This window comes from Paenibacillus sp. FSL R7-0312 (genome assembly GCF_038004445.1).
Taxonomy (GTDB): Bacteria; Bacillota; Bacilli; order Paenibacillales; family Paenibacillaceae; genus Paenibacillus_AQ.
This window is the reverse complement of the sequence record NZ_JBBORE010000001.1, coordinates 217,686-233,787: the sequence shown is the minus strand read 5'-3', so window position 1 is coordinate 233,787 and position 16,102 is coordinate 217,686. Positions and strand designations below refer to the sequence as shown.

10 protein-coding genes are annotated in these 16,102 nt (G+C 55.1%); 7 read left to right on the top strand and 3 right to left on the bottom strand.

The features are described from left to right. The first annotated feature begins 85 nt into the window (after nucleotides 1–85). On the top strand, nucleotides 86–979 hold the full coding sequence (locus MKX70_RS00980; RefSeq protein WP_340790273.1) for a WecB/TagA/CpsF family glycosyltransferase: 894 nt from the start codon (nucleotides 86–88) through the stop codon (nucleotides 977–979). A 48-nt stretch (nucleotides 980–1,027) separates the two neighbouring features. Then, nucleotides 1,028–2,170, top strand: coding sequence for a 3-dehydroquinate synthase (gene aroB / locus MKX70_RS00975; protein WP_042232778.1), 1,143 nt, complete (start codon nucleotides 1,028–1,030; stop codon nucleotides 2,168–2,170). Between the two features lie 142 nt (nucleotides 2,171–2,312). Here the strand turns inward: aroB and MKX70_RS00970 are convergent, their stop codons facing one another. From MKX70_RS00970 to MKX70_RS00960, 3 genes are read right to left on the bottom strand one after another with little or no spacing between them, the layout of a single operon-like run. After that, nucleotides 2,313–4,115, bottom strand: a complete 1,803-nt coding sequence (locus tag MKX70_RS00970; protein WP_340839368.1) for a hypothetical protein — start codon at nucleotides 4,113–4,115, stop codon at nucleotides 2,313–2,315. A gap of 56 nt (nucleotides 4,116–4,171) precedes the next feature. Next, entirely contained in the window at nucleotides 4,172–5,095 is a 924-nt protein-coding gene (locus tag MKX70_RS00965; RefSeq protein ID WP_340790270.1) for a hypothetical protein, read from the bottom strand. Then, nucleotides 5,088–5,240 (bottom strand): hypothetical protein, encoded by a 153-nt coding sequence (locus tag MKX70_RS00960; protein WP_340839367.1) that lies wholly within the window; start codon nucleotides 5,238–5,240, stop codon nucleotides 5,088–5,090. Before MKX70_RS00960 ends, MKX70_RS00965 begins: the two co-directional genes overlap by 8 nt. Nucleotides 5,241–5,482: 242 nt before the next feature. On the opposite strand from MKX70_RS00960, the gene MKX70_RS00955 reads away from it, so the two are divergent. The 5 genes from MKX70_RS00955 to MKX70_RS00935 all read left to right on the top strand — a co-directional run bounded on the left by MKX70_RS00955 (nucleotide 5,483) and on the right by MKX70_RS00935 (nucleotide 15,693). Next, entirely contained in the window at nucleotides 5,483–7,306 is a 1,824-nt protein-coding gene (locus MKX70_RS00955) for a vWA domain-containing protein (RefSeq protein WP_340839366.1), read from the top strand. Between the two features lie 89 nt (nucleotides 7,307–7,395). Next, the gene (locus MKX70_RS00950) at nucleotides 7,396–10,785 is read left to right on the top strand and encodes a tubulin-like doman-containing protein (protein ID WP_340839365.1); all 3,390 of its coding nucleotides are present in this window, start codon (nucleotides 7,396–7,398) and stop codon (nucleotides 10,783–10,785) included. Between the two features lie 4 nt (nucleotides 10,786–10,789). Further along, a complete protein-coding gene (locus MKX70_RS00945) occupies nucleotides 10,790–13,213 on the top strand; it encodes a transcription initiation factor TFIID (protein WP_052415984.1) in 2,424 nt (807 codons plus the stop codon). Nucleotides 13,214–13,751: 538 nt separating this feature from the next. Then, nucleotides 13,752–15,023 carry a vWA domain-containing protein gene (locus MKX70_RS00940; protein ID WP_340790012.1) on the top strand — a complete coding sequence of 424 codons (1,272 nt, stop codon included), beginning with the start codon at nucleotides 13,752–13,754 and terminating at the stop codon, nucleotides 15,021–15,023. Nucleotides 15,024–15,057: 34 nt separating this feature from the next. After that, nucleotides 15,058–15,693 (top strand): beta-mannanase, encoded by a 636-nt coding sequence (locus MKX70_RS00935; RefSeq protein WP_340790010.1) that lies wholly within the window; start codon nucleotides 15,058–15,060, stop codon nucleotides 15,691–15,693. The last annotated feature ends 409 nt before the right edge of the window (nucleotides 15,694–16,102 follow it).

Genomic DNA, 16,102 nt, shown 5'->3' with positions numbered 1-16,102 from the left:
TAACCGGCTAAAGTAATTTTCAGCATTGAAAAGAAATACCGATGTTGGTATGGTGAAATTGCCCGTGTAAATATATGGTTATCTTATGAGATTCATAGCCTACTACGATCTGTCGCTGCGGTATATTATTCACCGCGTGAAGGATGATCAGGAGATCCGCATTCAGTATATTTTTACAGGTAAGGTTGCAGCGGGCCATTCTGCAGGATTGGGAAGGACAGGTGAAACGATGAAGGACAAGGTTTCCATTCTCGGGGTTCCATTCTCCAAGCTGACGCTTGAACAGACAACCTCGCTGCTGGACAGGCACATCGGGGGCGGACAGGGAGGGGTGTTTCACCTGATTACAGCGAACCCGGAGATTACATTGGCCAGTCAATCGGATGGGCGGCTCCGGGAGATTATCTGCTCGGCGGATCTGATCGTGCCAGACGGGATCGGGATTATAATGGCAGCTCGAAGACAGGGCAATCCCATTCCGGAGCGGGTGACCGGCTACGATCTGCTGCTAAGCCTGCTTGTGAAGGGGAATGAGCAGGGCTGGAGTTTCTATTTTCTCGGGACGGATGAAGTGACCAGCGGACAAGCGGTGGAGAGAATTGCCCTGCGCTATCCGCAGGTGAAGATTGCCGGAAGGCATCACGGATTCTTTACGGCAGCCGAGGAGCCAGGGGTTATCGCCGGTATTCAGCAGGCCAAGCCGGATATTCTCATTCTTGCGATGGGCGCTCCCTATTCGGACAAATGGCTGTATAAGCATAAGGAGGCGCTCAGCGGGGTTAAGGTTGTGTTTGGCGTTGGCGGCAGTCTGGACGTAATCTCGGGCAAAGTGAAGCCGGCACCGGCCATCTGGAAAAAGCTGAATCTGGAGTGGGCCCACAGGCTCCTGTTCGCACCTGTTGCCAAAGGCCAGAAATCACGCTGGCGCAGACAATCCGCCCTGCCCAAATTCGTCTACCGGACGTTGATCCGCAAATGAAGGAGACGATTCAATTAAAGAGTGTTGAACAGGAAAGGGGCAGAGTTCATGTCTAAGAGCTTTGAAGTGGTACTCAAAAAGGTAGTCGATCATTCTTACATTATTGAGATTGGCGAGGGTCTGTTCGGTTCCCTGATCCGCGATCTGCAGCAGGGACTTCTGCCGGATGTAAGCAAGTTCGCCATTATTACCGATTCTACGGTCGAGCCGCTGTACGGCCGTCCCTTACTGGAGCTGCTGCGGCGTAGCGGCTTTCAGGCGGATTTATTTTCTTTTCCGGCCGGAGAGAGCTCCAAAACCCGTGAAACTAAGGCACTGCTGGAAGACCAGCTGTTAAGCCAGGCCTACGGGCGGGATTGCTGCATTATTGCCGTGGGCGGCGGAGCCGTAACGGATCTGGCGGGTTTTCTGGCCGGCACCTTTGGCCGCGGGGTCCCTGCCCTGAATTATGCAACCACTCTGCTGGCAGCGGCAGATGCCTCTGTCGGCGGCAAAACAGGCGTGAATACACCTGTCGCCACGAACCTGATCGGCGTGTTCCACCAGCCCCGCAAAGTGTACATAGACCTGGCAGCATGGCGCACCCTTCCAGCCCGTGAGTTCCGCAGCGGCCTGGCGGAGACGATCAAGCATGCCTGCCTGGCCGATGAGACTTTCTTCCGTTACCTGGAGGAGAATATCGGCAGGATCATCTCAGAACAGGGTGGGCTTATCCTGGATGCGGAAGTGTGCGGACATATCGCGCTGACGAACTGCCGGATCAAATACGAAGTGGTGGAACAGGATGAGCATGAGAGCAACCTGCGGCAGATTCTGAATCTGGGTCATACGGCAGGCCGGGCGCTTGAGGCGCTCAGCGGCTACCAGCTGCTGCATGGTGAGGCCGTTGCAGTCGGGCTTGTCATTCAGGCCAGGCTGGGTGTGAAGTATGGATATATGACGGCTGAGCAGGCTGATCGTGTAGTCTCACTGCTGAAGAAGGCAGGCTTGCCGACGGAAATCCCGGATTCTATTTCTAACAGGGCACTGGTGGACAAGATGTACACGGACAAAAAAGTGCGCAGCGGCCGTATCCGCTTCGTCTTCCAGGACGGCATCGGAGAGATGAAGCGTTTCGCAGACGGCTCCTATTCGGTTCCGGTTGAAGAGGCGGATATCATGGAGCTGCTGGAGGAAATACGCGGCAACTGATGCATATAAAGAGTGCCTCGCTTTATTTTAACCGATCGGGAAGTTGTCCCCTCCATGTTCCGCAAAAGAAGACGCAAGAGACAAACGGCAGAATCACCGTTCATCTCTTGCGTCTTCTGGCATGCCCGGATCATCCGCCGGATCAGGGTATCTGAATGCTTAAACTACCAATCGAATCTACAATAAAAACAGGTACATACTGCTCGCCGGCATCCGTCTCCGCATAGTCATAGCCGTTCTCGAACTGGCCGCTGACGACAGCTAATCCGGTAACCCCGCCGGTTTCGCCTTGGAGGATCAGATCACGCCCGTTCGAGCTGGCGACCGTTCTTCCGGCAGAGTCGATGTATACATCACAGGAGAGCGTCACCTTCTCATAAGGATGAAGCTCCAGCTGTGTAGCGTCTATAGGGGTATACGTAACCTCCCGGTAGATTTCCGAGAACTCATACGCGCCGTTCACCTGGCGGAAAATGGCCGTCTGCCCGTCTTGACCGTCGGCGAGGTCTGTATCCGATACGCGGATGGAGCCGTCTTCTGCCATCAGCTCATAGCTGCTGCCGGCAAAGCTGAACAGCTGCGAGATCCCCTCGGGCCTAATGGTGTAGGCTGTAAACGTACGGCGCCCGTCCTCACGGCTGCCTATAGCTGTAACTACAGGTACTTCTGAATAGACAGACAATGACTCGTCAAAAGTAAGCTCTATCAGCGCAGCCGCATCCGGAATGGTGCCGCCGGTGCGAGTGGAGAGGGTTCCGTCATCGCTCATATCGGCGTAGACCAGCCTGCCGCCGGCGTCCACTCCGGCCACAGCCACCTTAGCGCCATAGCGTCCGGTGACGGAGGCCGTAAGGGTATAGCTGCCTTGCACATCTCCCCCGGGCAGCAGCCGCACCGGTTCAGCGGTATTCCAGGCGAGTGTCGCAGCGGCAACCGCCTCGGAGGTGTCCTGCAGCGGATTCAGATCCCCGTAGAGCCGGATGGCTTCGGCATATTGTCCACCCCGGACCTGGCGTGCCGCCTCGCGGAGCAGCCTGGTGGTGCTGCTGTCGATCAGCTTCAGAACCTTAGAGGATGCTATACCCGCAGACTCTGCATACTTGCGGTAGGCCACAGCGTGTCCGGCGAAGGCGGCGGTATGATCGCCGTCCAGGTCCTTGCTCAGAATAAGTGTGGTACTTTCCTGAGCCTGATCCGCTATCCAGTCCGCTGTATAACTATGGCTTTGATAAGCCTCTTCCATAGATAAGGCGCTGTCCAGTATAGGCTGGAAGCTTCCGGCTGCTGCCAGAGCCTTCAGCCTGGCGGTGTCATGAGCCTCGAATTTCGCAGCCAGTAATTCTTCCTTGGCCCCGGGCCCGCCGTAATAGGCATCGGGGATTTGCAGCAGGCTCCATTTGACACTCTCTGCGCTTCCGGCGCCGGTCGTGTTATTCGCTGCGTTCTTCTGGCTCTCCGTGAGCCCGGCAAGAAACTGTTCCTTGAACTGCCGGAACCCTGCCGTCATCTTCTCCGAAATGCCTGAATCAGCAGACAGCTGTCGATAATAGACCTCATAAAGTCCTCCCGTAACCATATACTTGCTCTTCAGGCTGAGCAGGGAGGCGTAACTCTCCATATATCCGGTGAAATCCTTGACCGTTAACTGGTCTTCCAGGGTTAATACCAGTCCCCGTAGGCTGCTGCGTATAGCCGTTATGGGAGCGAGCTCTTTAAGCCGTGCGTTAATCTGCTCTTCCTTGTATAAGATTGCCGTGTTTGCCGCTGCCAGCCGGTACTGGTTCTCGGCAGCGATAAGCTCTCCTGCAGCATACTGCCGCTCAGCCTCACGCACGGTCTGAATCTTGTCCTCTATCGCCAGGGCCTTCTGTCCCAGCAGAACCAGCATGAAGATACACAGAATGATCATAATATTCCGCAGGGTTAATGCTTGTTTGATCGTCATATAGTATAGCCCCTTTATTCGGATATAAGGATTGCGCGTGCTGCCAGCTATCATCCTTATACTTCAGGGTCCCACCGGTACTTGAGCTCGCGGATTTCCGCCACCTTGGCATCCAGGCCGTTCCACGGCTCATAGGGGTTCGCAGCGATCAGCCGGGATAAGCGCAGGAAGCGGTCCTTGGGCAGCTCCTGTACATATCTTCCGATCAGTCCGGAATAGAGCAGCGCATAACGCTTCAGGCGAACGGCGGCCCCGGCAACGACTGTCAGAATAGCCAGCCCTTTGTCCATTTCGAGAATCTGCACTTCGTAGTTCTTCACATAGCGAAGGGTGCGGTCTTTAATCAAATCGGGTCGGACCTTGGCGATTTCACCGATATATTCAGCGAGCAGCGGCTCGAAGTCCTTCAGCAGCAGCTGTTCCAGCTCCAGAACCATGTCCTTGCGCAGCTGGAAGCCGTGCAGCAGGGCGACGCGCTGGCGGGAGATCCGGTCTCCGCGCAGCAGAATGGAGAGCTCGCGGAGCTTCTCATAAGCGAGGACATCATTCTCACGGAGGACGGATACGGCCTCCTGGCGGTTAATCTCCAGATCTTCCTTAATTCTGAGGATGTTACGGCCCAGCAGCTCATTAAGGGCATACAAATTTTCGTTCTGCCGTACTTTCCGCTGCGTATAGTAGACCAGTCCGGCTATCACGATGCCGCCAGCACCGCACAGCGCCATCTGCTGCAGGCTCTGGCCGAAATAGACCGAGGCCAGAGTCAGCAGAAGAATAAGCAGCAGCCGGGTATGCATCTTGCGCCCGGCAATGGATACCGCCTGCTTCTCCACGGGGGTCAGTGAGGCACGGCCGCAGCGGGTGCAGCGTTCCTCGCCCAGGGCGGTGTAACGCCCGCAGCGGCGGCAGATGCGGAGCTTCTCATAAGAATAGCGTGGAGCCTTGAACGGCCGGAAGGTAACAGGTTTCTTCTTACTCACGGGTTGTGTCGCCTCCGTTCAGTGCAGCAAGGAGCCGGTCGTCTATATCCTCACGGGTAAGCGGCTTCCGCTGGCGTGAAGCGTATAAGGAGATCTGAATAACGGCATAGAGGAACGTTATCCCGAGTATGACGTATGTAATCATGGAACTCTTCCTTTCTCTCTGGTTACGGTCTTTTAATCAAATATTCAGGAACACGGCGTATACTTAGAATAATCCATCCGTCTCAAGATGGCGATTCTACCAGACGGGAGTGCCGGTCCAGCGGTCACAATGTTGATGTTTACAAGGTTTAATTATATCATAATGGCATACTATTTACAGAATTTAGCTATGCTGCCGGATTTGCCAGATCCGCCGAATTTAACACAAGAGGAGCCCTATTTATGCTTCGTACACACCGTAACCCCAGAACGATCAAGAATAGACTGCAGCGCATTTTTCCTGCATTGCTGCTGATTCTATGCATCGCTGTCCTGCCTTTCGGAGACGCAGCGGCCAGCGCTGCTTCTGCCGCGCCGTCCCATATTGATGCTGTACTGCTGATTGATGTCAGCAACTCCATGAACAAGAGTGACAAGAACAAGATCGCGAATGAAGCGATGAAGATGTTTATAGATATGCTGTCCACGCAAGGAGACAAGGTAGGGATCGTTGCCTATACCGACAAGGTGCAGCGCGAGAAGGCCCTGCTTGGCATCACCTCTGCCGGGGACAAACAGGATTTGAAGGATTTCATCGACGGACTGAACCGCGGACCTTACACGGATATAGCGGTCGGAATGGAAGAAGCTGTGAAGGTGCTGGAGAACGGCAGCGATCCTGGCCATGAGCCGATGATCGTAATGCTGGCCGACGGCAACAATGACTTAGATGAAGCCAGCGGAGCTACACAGGCCCGGTCGGATCAGGAACTGAAGGCCGCTGTAGAAACTGCGAAGCAGAAGGGGTATCCGGTCTACACGATCGGGCTCAATGCGGATGGTAAGCTGAACAAGGAGATTCTGTCTAATCTGTCCGATCAGACAGGCGGCAAGGCGTTCACAACAGATTCCGCGGATGATCTGCCGCAGATTCTCAGCGAGATTTTTGCCAGCCATCTGAAGCTGAAGGTGGTGCCGGTGCCGTCGATTACGGCGAATGGCGACTATCAGGAAGTGACGGTCAATGTGCCGAACGGCAGTGTACTGGAAGCGAATATTTCAATTATGTCCTCGCAGCCTGTAACCGCTAAGCTGAGTGATCCTTCCGGGAAGGAAGTCGCGATTCCTTCGGATGATGTGCTGGTGTCCAAGTCGTCTACCTACACGCTGATCAAGCTGCTCTCGCCGGAGCAGGGAGACTGGAAGCTCCAGGTCAAGGGTGTGGCGAAGGACAAGATCGATATCAATCTGGTATTCAACTATGATCTGGAGCTTAAGATTGATGCGCTGCCTTCCCAGTCCTACCGCAAAGGCGACACCGTCGACATCTCCTCGCATCTGTTCAGCAACGGTGCTGAGGTTACAGAGAGCAGCTTGTACCAGGAGATGAAGGCAGTGCTGCTGGCTACAGATGTTGATACCGGCACGGTGCAGCAGATTCCGATGGACAATTCGGGTGCTGAGTTTAAGGGTGCTTTTGAAATACAAGACAATCATGAATACGACCTGAAGGTCCGGGCTGAAGAGAGCAGCTTCTACCGGGAGAGCGATGTACTTAAGATCAATGCCAAGACGGGAACGGTGGCTACCAGCCCTCCGGGAGCGGGGACTACTACTGGTGAAGAACCGGTAACGGATCAGAAGTCCTCGAACACTCTGTACTATATTATTGGCGGGATTGTACTCCTGCTGGCTGCCGCCGCCGCATTCTGGCTGCTGCGCCGCAGATCAAACCGCGGTTTTGTCGGACAGCTGGTTGTGGAAGTGCTGGACGGCAATACCGGAGAGAAGACCTATCCGCAGTATAAGAAGCTTGCAGGCTTCCGGGGTAAATTCACATTACATCAGCTGCTGCAGCTGGCTCCTGAACTGAAGGAGAGCGAGAAGCTGGTCTTCACTCCGGGGAACAATGACCGGCTGATGCTGCGCGGGGGCGAAGGCATCTCCGTGGAACGGTCAGGGCGTGCCGCTGATACCTCGCGGGGCCTGGAAATGAAGAGCGGTGACCGCGTATCGGTCTCTCTGCAGACAGTAGACAAGACGATATTACTCGAATATTTGATATAACAGCTGACTAAGCGTAAGCTTCCGGAGTCAATTTTGAACGAAGCATGTTCAGGAAGAAGCGCTACGCATAACTTTTAGGAGGATAACCTATGAAACCGGTAGTAAGAGAACATATTCAGCAGCTCGATGTATCGCTTGGCGGAGGAATCGTCAGCGACAAAATAAGAGTGGACACCATAGACAACCCGATTCTGATTATCGGACTTGGCGGCACGGGCATCGATGCCCTGCTGCGCTTGAAATACCAGATTAACCGCCGCTTCAAGCTGCCTGAAGATCCATTGTCCAAGAAGAAACGGGATAAGCCCGACAATGTGGAATTCCTGGCGTTCGAGACCAATGAACAGGACCGCGGCAAAAAATACAAAGGCATCGGCCTCGACCCGCAGAATGAATTCGTGCTGCTGGCCAATGCCGAGATCGGCGGACTGCTGCAGAACCGCAGCATTCTTGATTCGTACATTACAGACTGGCTGTCGCCGGAGCTGAGCATCACGGACGGGATGAACGGAGCCGCCGGGGTGCGTCAGGCCGGACGTCTGCTGCTGTTCACCAAGATCAATCAGGTTGTGGCTGCGATTGATAAGAAGATCAAGACGCTGTCGGTCGGCACCAGCAAGAAGCTGATGGTTTTCCTGCTTACCGGCTTGTCCGGCGGAACAGGCAGCGGAGCTTTTCTGGATATTGCCTACATTGTCCGGGGGATTATTGAACGTGACTATGGCGCTGCCGGAATCGACCGTGTGAATACGCTGGGTTACCTGTTCACCCCGGATGTGAATCTGGCGAACAAGAGCCTTAGCGAGCATACCCGCGAGTATATCCGCAAGAACGGTTATGCTGCGCTCAAAGAGCTGGATTACTGGATGAATGTGGATAGCCGGGGCGAACGGTTCCGCCAGCAGTACGGCAATATCCTGAGCGTCAATTCGCCGCTGCCGCCGTTCAATCTGTGTCATCTGATCTCGGCGACGAATACGGAAGGCAAGCTTCTGGAGAATGCCTATGATTACTGCATGAATGTAACGGCTGAGAATATTACCAACTTCATGGCCAGCGAGGAAAAAGCCTCCGGCGAGGAATTCGCCATCCATGACTATATCAGCAACATCCGCACCAACATTGCGCAGATGAATAAGACGTATCCTGCGAATTATGAATACAACATCATCGGCGCTTCCTCGGCGGTGCTGCCGATTGAGGAAATGACCACATATCTGGCCTTCCGCCTCTTCGACAAGATGGACAAGATGTTCCATCACGCCCCGGGGCAGGAGGATGTGGAGAAGATGGCACGCAAGCTCGGCATTGATCTCGATACGATGATCAAGACCTTCGAGTCCCGCGTGCCGGAGCCGCTGCCCGGCTATCAGAACAGCGAGCGCCTCAGCCATGCCAATGTAGTGAAGAACCAGGTGGTCAGCATGGATACGGAGCTGGAGCAGAACTTCCTCGCCCGTGCGCGGGAAGAATACATCAAAGCGAAGAAGCAGCTGCCGGGCGAAATTACCGGACGTTTCGGCGAGGAGCTGGAGCGGATCTTCCTGCATCCGGAGCAGGGGCCGTTCTATGTATCCCGGCTGCTCTACACGGAGAAGGGCTTCTGTATCCTGAAGCTGATTCAGTCGTATATTGAAGCGCTGCGGGAGAGCCTCTTGCGTCTGCCGCGTGATATCGAGACGGCGCAGGACAGTGCAGAGGAGAAGCTGGGCGATGCGCGCAGTGCTTTTGTCTCCAAGGAGAAGAAGAAGAACGCCTATATCGAAGCCAAGATCAATGAATACTGGCTGCATGCCGATGTGGAGCGCACCGAGCAGATGATCCAGTTCTACGAGGATCTGTACGAGCTTCTGAATGAAGAGAACAGCCGGATCTATGGCGTATTCACGGAAATTCTGACAGCGCTCAGCTCAATCTTCGAGAAGAATGGCGACATTCTCATCAATGGCGAAGAGCAGGCTGATCATAAGGGTAACAAAACCTACTATTGGAATATCGTCAACGTGCCGGATATTTCGGCAACGATCTCTAAGGTGATGGACCAGAAGGACGGCGACGATCTGATCCGTGATTTCACGCGCGAAATGCTGAAGCATTCCGGACGCTGGGTCAAAGAGCAGGAGATTGATATCGTCCGTTCGATCTCTGAATTCCTCAGCGACAAGTTCGGTGATCTCATTACCCGTTCAATGGAAGATTTCCTGGTGATGAAGTACGGGCGCGAGGAGCCGCTGGATAAGTTCGTGGAGCGGATTATCGCCGGACGTCTGGATGAGGATGCGGTGCCGATTTTCCACCTCAGCAACAGCTCCGGCAGTCTGCACTTCCCGTCTTGGGGCTTCGTATCCGTGCCGGTGAAGGCGCCGGGTATTCTGAAGGGAATCCGCAATTATCAGAACAATGCGCTCGGCAAATCGCAGTTCACGATCAAGGAAAGCCAGGTTAAGAACCGGATTTTCTGGCTCAATACACGTAACGGGGTGCCGCTGTTTGTATATACGCCGCTGCGGGTGTTCGAGGAGAACTATGAACGGACCATCCTGGACAAGGAAGGCATCGGCCGCCATCTCGTGATGACTGACAAGGATAACTGGACCTACCTGCCTTCCCCGATTCCGGAGAAGTCATGGGGTGATACCTACGTGAATGCGCGGGTCCGTGATTATAATGCCAGAGTGCGTGCTGACTTCTTACGTGCCCTGGAGGCGGGTGTAATTATCGAGAAAGGCATCGACGAGAATACGAGCAGCCGCTTCTCGGTCAACTTCACGAAGCCGTTTGATCTGGATAAAATGCTAAGCGGTTATGATCTGCAGCTTGGCTCGTCGCGTCCGAATCTGGGCGAAGTGAGAAAAGCCGCTGAAGAGCTCAAAGCGCTGTGTGCGGGCGGCCTGGAACGTGAAGGAATTAAGGACATCTTCGGCAGCATCAACCGTGAGCTGGCCCAGGAGAACCTGATCCGCTCACCGCAGCTGATTGCCCGTGTCCGCGAAGAGCTGGCGAAATACGACGCATTGTCGGCCAAGGCAGCGGAACTCGAAGTGCTGGTCCATCAGCATCTGGATGAAGACAAGTGGATCGACCAGTTCATCGAGGCACTGTACACCGATACCATCACCAAAAAAGGTGCGCTCTATGTCTATGACCGTGACGAGGACGAAGATGCCTGGGAGCCGTTCGCGAACCTGATGAAGGAGCGCAGCTATGTGGAGTATGCCGTCTACCGCCATTTCCGTGCACTCGATGAGAAAAGCCGCAGTCTCCTGCTGCGCAAGGCGGCACGCCGGGCGGGAGAGATGACGGCGGCGGAAGATGTGACTCCGCTGCTGTATAAGCTGGAAGGGATGTATGTATCCTTCCTGGAGGCGCGCGACAGCCTGGAATATGAGCGGGTAGAGCATGCAAATGGCGATGAAATGTACGGCTTCTATAAGAGCCTGACCGGCAAGCTCGGCAGCATCCGCAGAAAGCTGAAGTAGGCCTATGATCAGAGATCAGGCCTTACAATATGCAGAGCAGTACGCTGCGCAGGAGGAAGCGCAGCATAACAAGGGGGATGGGCGCAGCAGCATCCATTACCCTGCTCTCTTTCTGTTCCTCGGCGACAAGGTGACCCCGGCCATCGGTCCGGTGCTGGAGCGCTGCGAGCGTAAATGGGACAATGCAGGCGGTGTCATGGCGCTGCACGCGGGTTCTCCCAGCGGCAGCGGCAGTACGCAGGAGAAGGATGGAATCAAGGGATGGATCGGCAGCGGTAACAGCAGCGTTCATGAACGCGTGTTGCACATGGCCCTGCCGAACATGGCGGGCCGTGATCCCCGGACGGTCCGGCGAGAGCTGTACCGTGAATTTCATGAGGACAGCCAGTACCTGGCCGGGATGAACCGGACGCTGCGCCAGTTAAGCAACAGCATAGCGGACTATGGACGACTGTATTCTTCGTTCGATGTCATCCATCTGTCGGTCGTTACGCGTGTTGATGACCCGCTGAATGTGCTGCTGCCTGAGGTTGCCCTGCTGGCCCGCGCCATCCTCAGCCAGTCGTTCAAGTCGGTGCAGACCGATCTGTATGCGCTGATCAACGAGCGGGAGCAAGGGGATAACTTTGGCTATTCCAGCTCGGTAGGGCTGGCTTTTCTGCGTGAGCTGGACGGGATGCAGGCGGCGGATTATGCCTTAAGCGCTCCGCTTCTGGTTACGGAGGAAGGGCTGTCGATCCCCGTGAACCATGGCCCTTCCGCATTGTTCGATCTGGTCTATCTGCTCTCCGACAAGAACGAGCGCGGACTGATGTCCGTCCACGGGATGGACGACAATTATGAGATTATTGCCCATATCAGCCTGCTGAAGAACCGTGTCCGGCCTGCGGCTGATCATGCTTCCGGGCACGGCGGCTACAATAATATGACCTTCAAAAGCGGCATCCGGGGCAGCACGGGCAGACAAGGCTATGCTTCGGCCGGTTTCTCGGCGGTACGCAGGCCGAACCGGCAGATTGCGCTGGCGGTGCTCTACCATGCCCTGCATTACCTGGCTGAGAAGCTGCGTGCCGGCAACAGCCGGAGCCTTAAGGAACGGCAGGCGCTGCTGGGACTCGGAGCGGATTCCCTGCGTTCCCGCGCGGCGGAGCTGCTGCCGGATGAGTCCGGTCTCTCGGAGATGACCGGGCTGATGAGCCATGGACGCCCGTCCTACTCGGAGCTCAGAGCGCTGTCGCTGCGCGAAGCTGAGGAGCTGCTCTTCGGCGAAGGCGGGCAGGCTTATTTCCGCAGCAACTTTGCGGAAGTGTCCGCAAGAAGGACTGCGGCCATCGATCCTCCCCGGGAGTGGGCCGGCGTTCTGGCCGCCGAGGAGCAGGCAACTCCGCCGGTGACTTTCTACCAGCTCGCAGAATGGACAGCTGAGCTGGCAGAGGGCGGAGGGAGTGTGCTCCATGCCCTGCGCCAGCATATGGGCGGACTGCGTTCGGCACTGCTCTCTGCGCAGGAGGAGCTGGAACGGCTCTATGCGGAGAGTGTAGAACGCCAGCCGTTCCAGCGGGTGCCGCTGCTGGATAAACGGACTGTGCGTAATTTCATTCATTATTTATTCGATACCGTATATGGTAAGAAATACGAGATTCTCCGGCTCGAAAGCGAGCTTGCCCTTTGCCTCCGCTATGATGCGGCGCTTGAACAGCTTCATTCGGACAGCAGAGCCAAGGTCCTGGCGATGAAAGCGTTGGAGGAGGAGCTGCAGAGCCTGGCCCTCACCAGTATCGGCCGCAGCAAGGATACCGTGGATCAGAACATCATGGAGTATTACCGCAGCGTGACAGAAGAGGTCATGAAGGATATCGAGACGCGGCGGGGCGGGAATATCTTCTTCAGTGAACGGTTTATGGGCAGCCTCTCGGAGCTGCTGCGGCGCGGCGGCGATGCTGTAGCTGAGCGGCTAATTGAGATCTGCCGCCGGGAGCTGCTGACGGCGGGGCTGTTCACGCTTCCGTTCGAGGAGGAGCTGCTGCGGCGTGCCAATGTCGCGGCAGCCTATGAGAACCGGGACATTGTCTCCAAGGAGGAGCTGTTCAAGCAGCTCTACCGGGGTCTTGAGGAGGAGGCGGCAATGAATGTCCGCCTGTTTGAATATACACAGGAGCACCGGCATGAGGAGAAATACTTTTTCGGCGACAGTGCTTCCGAATTCCTGCGCTATGCCTTCGGTGCGGACGAGACGACCCGCATCTACCGGCTGGGCTTCGTGCATGAGCAGCGCAGGAGCGGGGTGGAGAAGCTGAATCTGATGGGCGGCTTCCACCTGGAGGATCTGCTCTATTACCGCAACGGCAAGGTATATTATGAGACCTATGCGGGCAGCGGCTATGCGCTGCATGGTCTTGCTGAGGAGCAATTGCCGGAAATGAGATGAGGTTCGTACATTGGAAATGCGGTGGAACAGGGCAGAAACCTGCTGGCGTGCCCGGGGCAGAACTGGCAGGATAAGCGGCTATAAGCAGAACGCAGGAATGATCATGTACTGACAGGTGAACGACTGTGAGGCAAGGGCTTCAGCCATTCAGCAAGTGGGATTCTTAAGTGCACTCTATGCAGCATTTAGACTGAGACACTTAGGAGTCTGAGTGGTCTGAGACAGGGCAGCATTAGCTTCGCTGCAGCTAATCTGCTGCAAAAGTACAATAGATTGGTCCTGATTTGTCCTGAAAAAAGGTTCTATTGTATTTTGTGCAACAGAGTTGGGCCAACTTAGTGAATTAGGATAATCCTCATACATTCTGCTGCATGAAGTGCAATAGAATGAAATTTCAGCCCCTTTTTACGGCAATCTGTTGTACAGAATGCATCAGAATAGAATTTACAGCTTATTCACCCTGCAGTTGAAACTCCAGCACCAAAGCCCGGCTTCAAGCGCATTATTATTAAGTTTTTTCCGGAAAGGATGAATATTAATGCAGCGTAAAATCAATCTCCTCCTGCTGCTCTTCAGTCTGCTGGGCGGCGGTGTGGCTTTTGTACTTGGCGAGCTGCTCCTGGACCGCAGGCCGTATGACCTGCCGCCGATTGTACTGGTTGGGATCTATTTTGCCCTTGCCGCGCTCTGTGTCTCGATAGGCAGCGTGGTTGCCGAGACGATCTCGCCCAAGCTGAATGGCCAGTCCTGGAAGCTCCGTTATCTCGGTACGTCATGGAAAATGCTTCCGCTGGCAGTGGTGCTGCTGTTTGGCATAGGTACGCTGACCGAGTTCGTGTATGAACTGAACTTTGGCGGCATCAAGCCAGTCAAGAATGTCGTCATGGTCATCGATGATTCCGGCAGCATGCTGGAGAGTGATCCTAACAACAGCCGTTACGAAGCAGCCAGAGCACTGGTGCAGCAGTTGGATGAAGATAACAAGGTGGCTGTGGTTACCTTCAGCCATGAGGCTTCCGTAGTCCAGCCGCTGATCTCGCTCTCCAAAGCGGAGAACCGGGAGAAGGTGTCGGAAGTTATCAGCAGCCTGCAGACTACCGAAGGCGGAACGAATATCAGCGGTGCCCTTACAGAAGCGATGAATGTGATTAATGAAGACGGGGCGGACCGCGGAGCGATGGTCATTCTGTTATCCGACGGCTTCAGCCAGTTTGATACGTCAACGGAGCTGAATGCATTTGTGGATCGCGGCATTGCGGTCAATACCATCGGGCTTGCCCTGGAGGATCCGTCCGGCTCCAATCTGCTGCAGGATATCGCCAGTGTGACTGGCGGCCAGTATTATGATGTTACAGATGCGAACCGGCTTGGCGAGGTATTCCAGCAGATCTATGACCGTCTGGGCGACCGGACCCTGCTCACCGAGCGTAGCGATAGGGCAGCAGATAGTCCTTATTATGCTGTAGTGAGGATTCTTGCGTTGATCCTGATTGGTACCGCACTAGGCCTCGGTCTTGGCATTATATTCGATAACCGCCATCTGGCCCGCAGCTTCAGCTTCGGAGGCGCATTATCCGGGCTCGCTGCCGGACTGATTCTCGAATTCGGTCTTAACGGGGATACGGTTACAGACCCGATGATCCGCCTGCTGGCACTGCTGGTGCTCGTTGCTATTCTTACATTGTTTACGTATGTAGTACCTGTAGGGGAAGGACGCCTGTCCCGCAAAGGGAGAGCCGCCGGAGCTGCGGTCACACCTGCGGACGGCTTCCCTCCGCCGCGCCGGAACCGCGGCAGTAAGGGGTTCTGAGTTTGATTTTCACCTAATGAAAGGAGCATGTTGCATGAGGTACGCCGAGGTTCATTCTGCAGCACCGGCTATTACAGAAGTCGTATCCAGAGTGGAAGACCGCTTCTGCACGCTGCGGTGGCGCTGGCCGGATGGCGTGCAGGCAGTATGTATTCATAAAGCCTCTGCGGAGGCGCCGGAGGATGAGGAACATCCGCCTTCCGGCATGAAGCTCTACACACGTGAAGAGTACAAAGCGAATAACGGCTACCGTGACCGGCTGGATGAGATCGGGCTGGTGGCGTATACCATCTATGCCCGGCTGGCCGGGAACGGGGAGACGCTGCTGGTGCGTCAGCGGGATGGTGCCAACAAGACACTGGTCAGCGCAGGCAAAGCGAGAATCTATTATTCCGTCCAGCACAAAAAAGGCCTGTTCAGCAAGCTGAAAACCGTGCAAATGACGATCACCGCTGAAGTGCCTGTACCAAAGGAAGTACTCTGCTACGTGAAGAAGCGGGACGGCCATCCGGCCTCCAGGGAGGACGGGGCGCTTTTCCCGTTCGTGCAGGATTTCGCCCCCGGACGAAATCAGCTTCCCCCGATTGAGGTCAGCAAAGACGACTTCATCCGTATCTTTTTCACGGACGGCCGCAAGTACGGTTTATATTACGAGCTGGTGCCGGAGTAACCGGGCCGGCAAGGTGTAAGAAATAACAGTTGGAGCACGGAGCTCAGCCTGATACGTCCAGATATGGAATAACTGTATTTCATACAATTAAAGTGGATGATTTCTGCCGCATCGGCTGTTTAATTGTATTTTGTACATCTATATCGCGGGGAATCCCTCTAATCATGCTCTCTGCTCCGGTATAGTTGCACGAACTGCAGCTATTCGGACGCAAGCGGGCGGAAACGGTAATATAGCTGTACAAAGTGCAGTTATATGCGCTCCAAGAACTGCGTACAGGCGGAATGCCGGGGAAGTGTAGTGTGTAGGCCGGAGAAATTAAGCGAGCGGACCATCTGAGCTCAGATATAGTAGCGAATTTGTGCGATACCCGTTTTGCGAGCAGCTCGTTCGCCTGAGCAGCTGTTGC

What these genes read in the sequence shown, in the direction of transcription:
- MKX70_RS00980 (WP_340790273.1), top strand. Translation starts at nt 86, where the DNA reads ATGAGATTCATAGCCTACTACGATCTGTCGCTGCGGTATATTATTCAC.
- aroB (WP_042232778.1), top strand. Translation starts at nt 1,028, where the DNA reads ATGTCTAAGAGCTTTGAAGTGGTACTCAAAAAGGTAGTCGATCATTCT.
- MKX70_RS00970 (WP_340839368.1), bottom strand. Translation starts at nt 4,115, where the DNA reads ATGACGATCAAACAAGCATTAACCCTGCGGAATATTATGATCATTCTG.
- MKX70_RS00960 (WP_340839367.1), bottom strand. Translation starts at nt 5,240, where the DNA reads ATGATTACATACGTCATACTCGGGATAACGTTCCTCTATGCCGTTATT.
- MKX70_RS00955 (WP_340839366.1), top strand. Translation starts at nt 5,483, where the DNA reads ATGCTTCGTACACACCGTAACCCCAGAACGATCAAGAATAGACTGCAG.
- MKX70_RS00950 (WP_340839365.1), top strand. Translation starts at nt 7,396, where the DNA reads ATGAAACCGGTAGTAAGAGAACATATTCAGCAGCTCGATGTATCGCTT.
- MKX70_RS00945 (WP_052415984.1), top strand. Translation starts at nt 10,790, where the DNA reads ATGATCAGAGATCAGGCCTTACAATATGCAGAGCAGTACGCTGCGCAG.
- MKX70_RS00940 (WP_340790012.1), top strand. Translation starts at nt 13,752, where the DNA reads ATGCAGCGTAAAATCAATCTCCTCCTGCTGCTCTTCAGTCTGCTGGGC.
- MKX70_RS00935 (WP_340790010.1), top strand. Translation starts at nt 15,058, where the DNA reads ATGAGGTACGCCGAGGTTCATTCTGCAGCACCGGCTATTACAGAAGTC.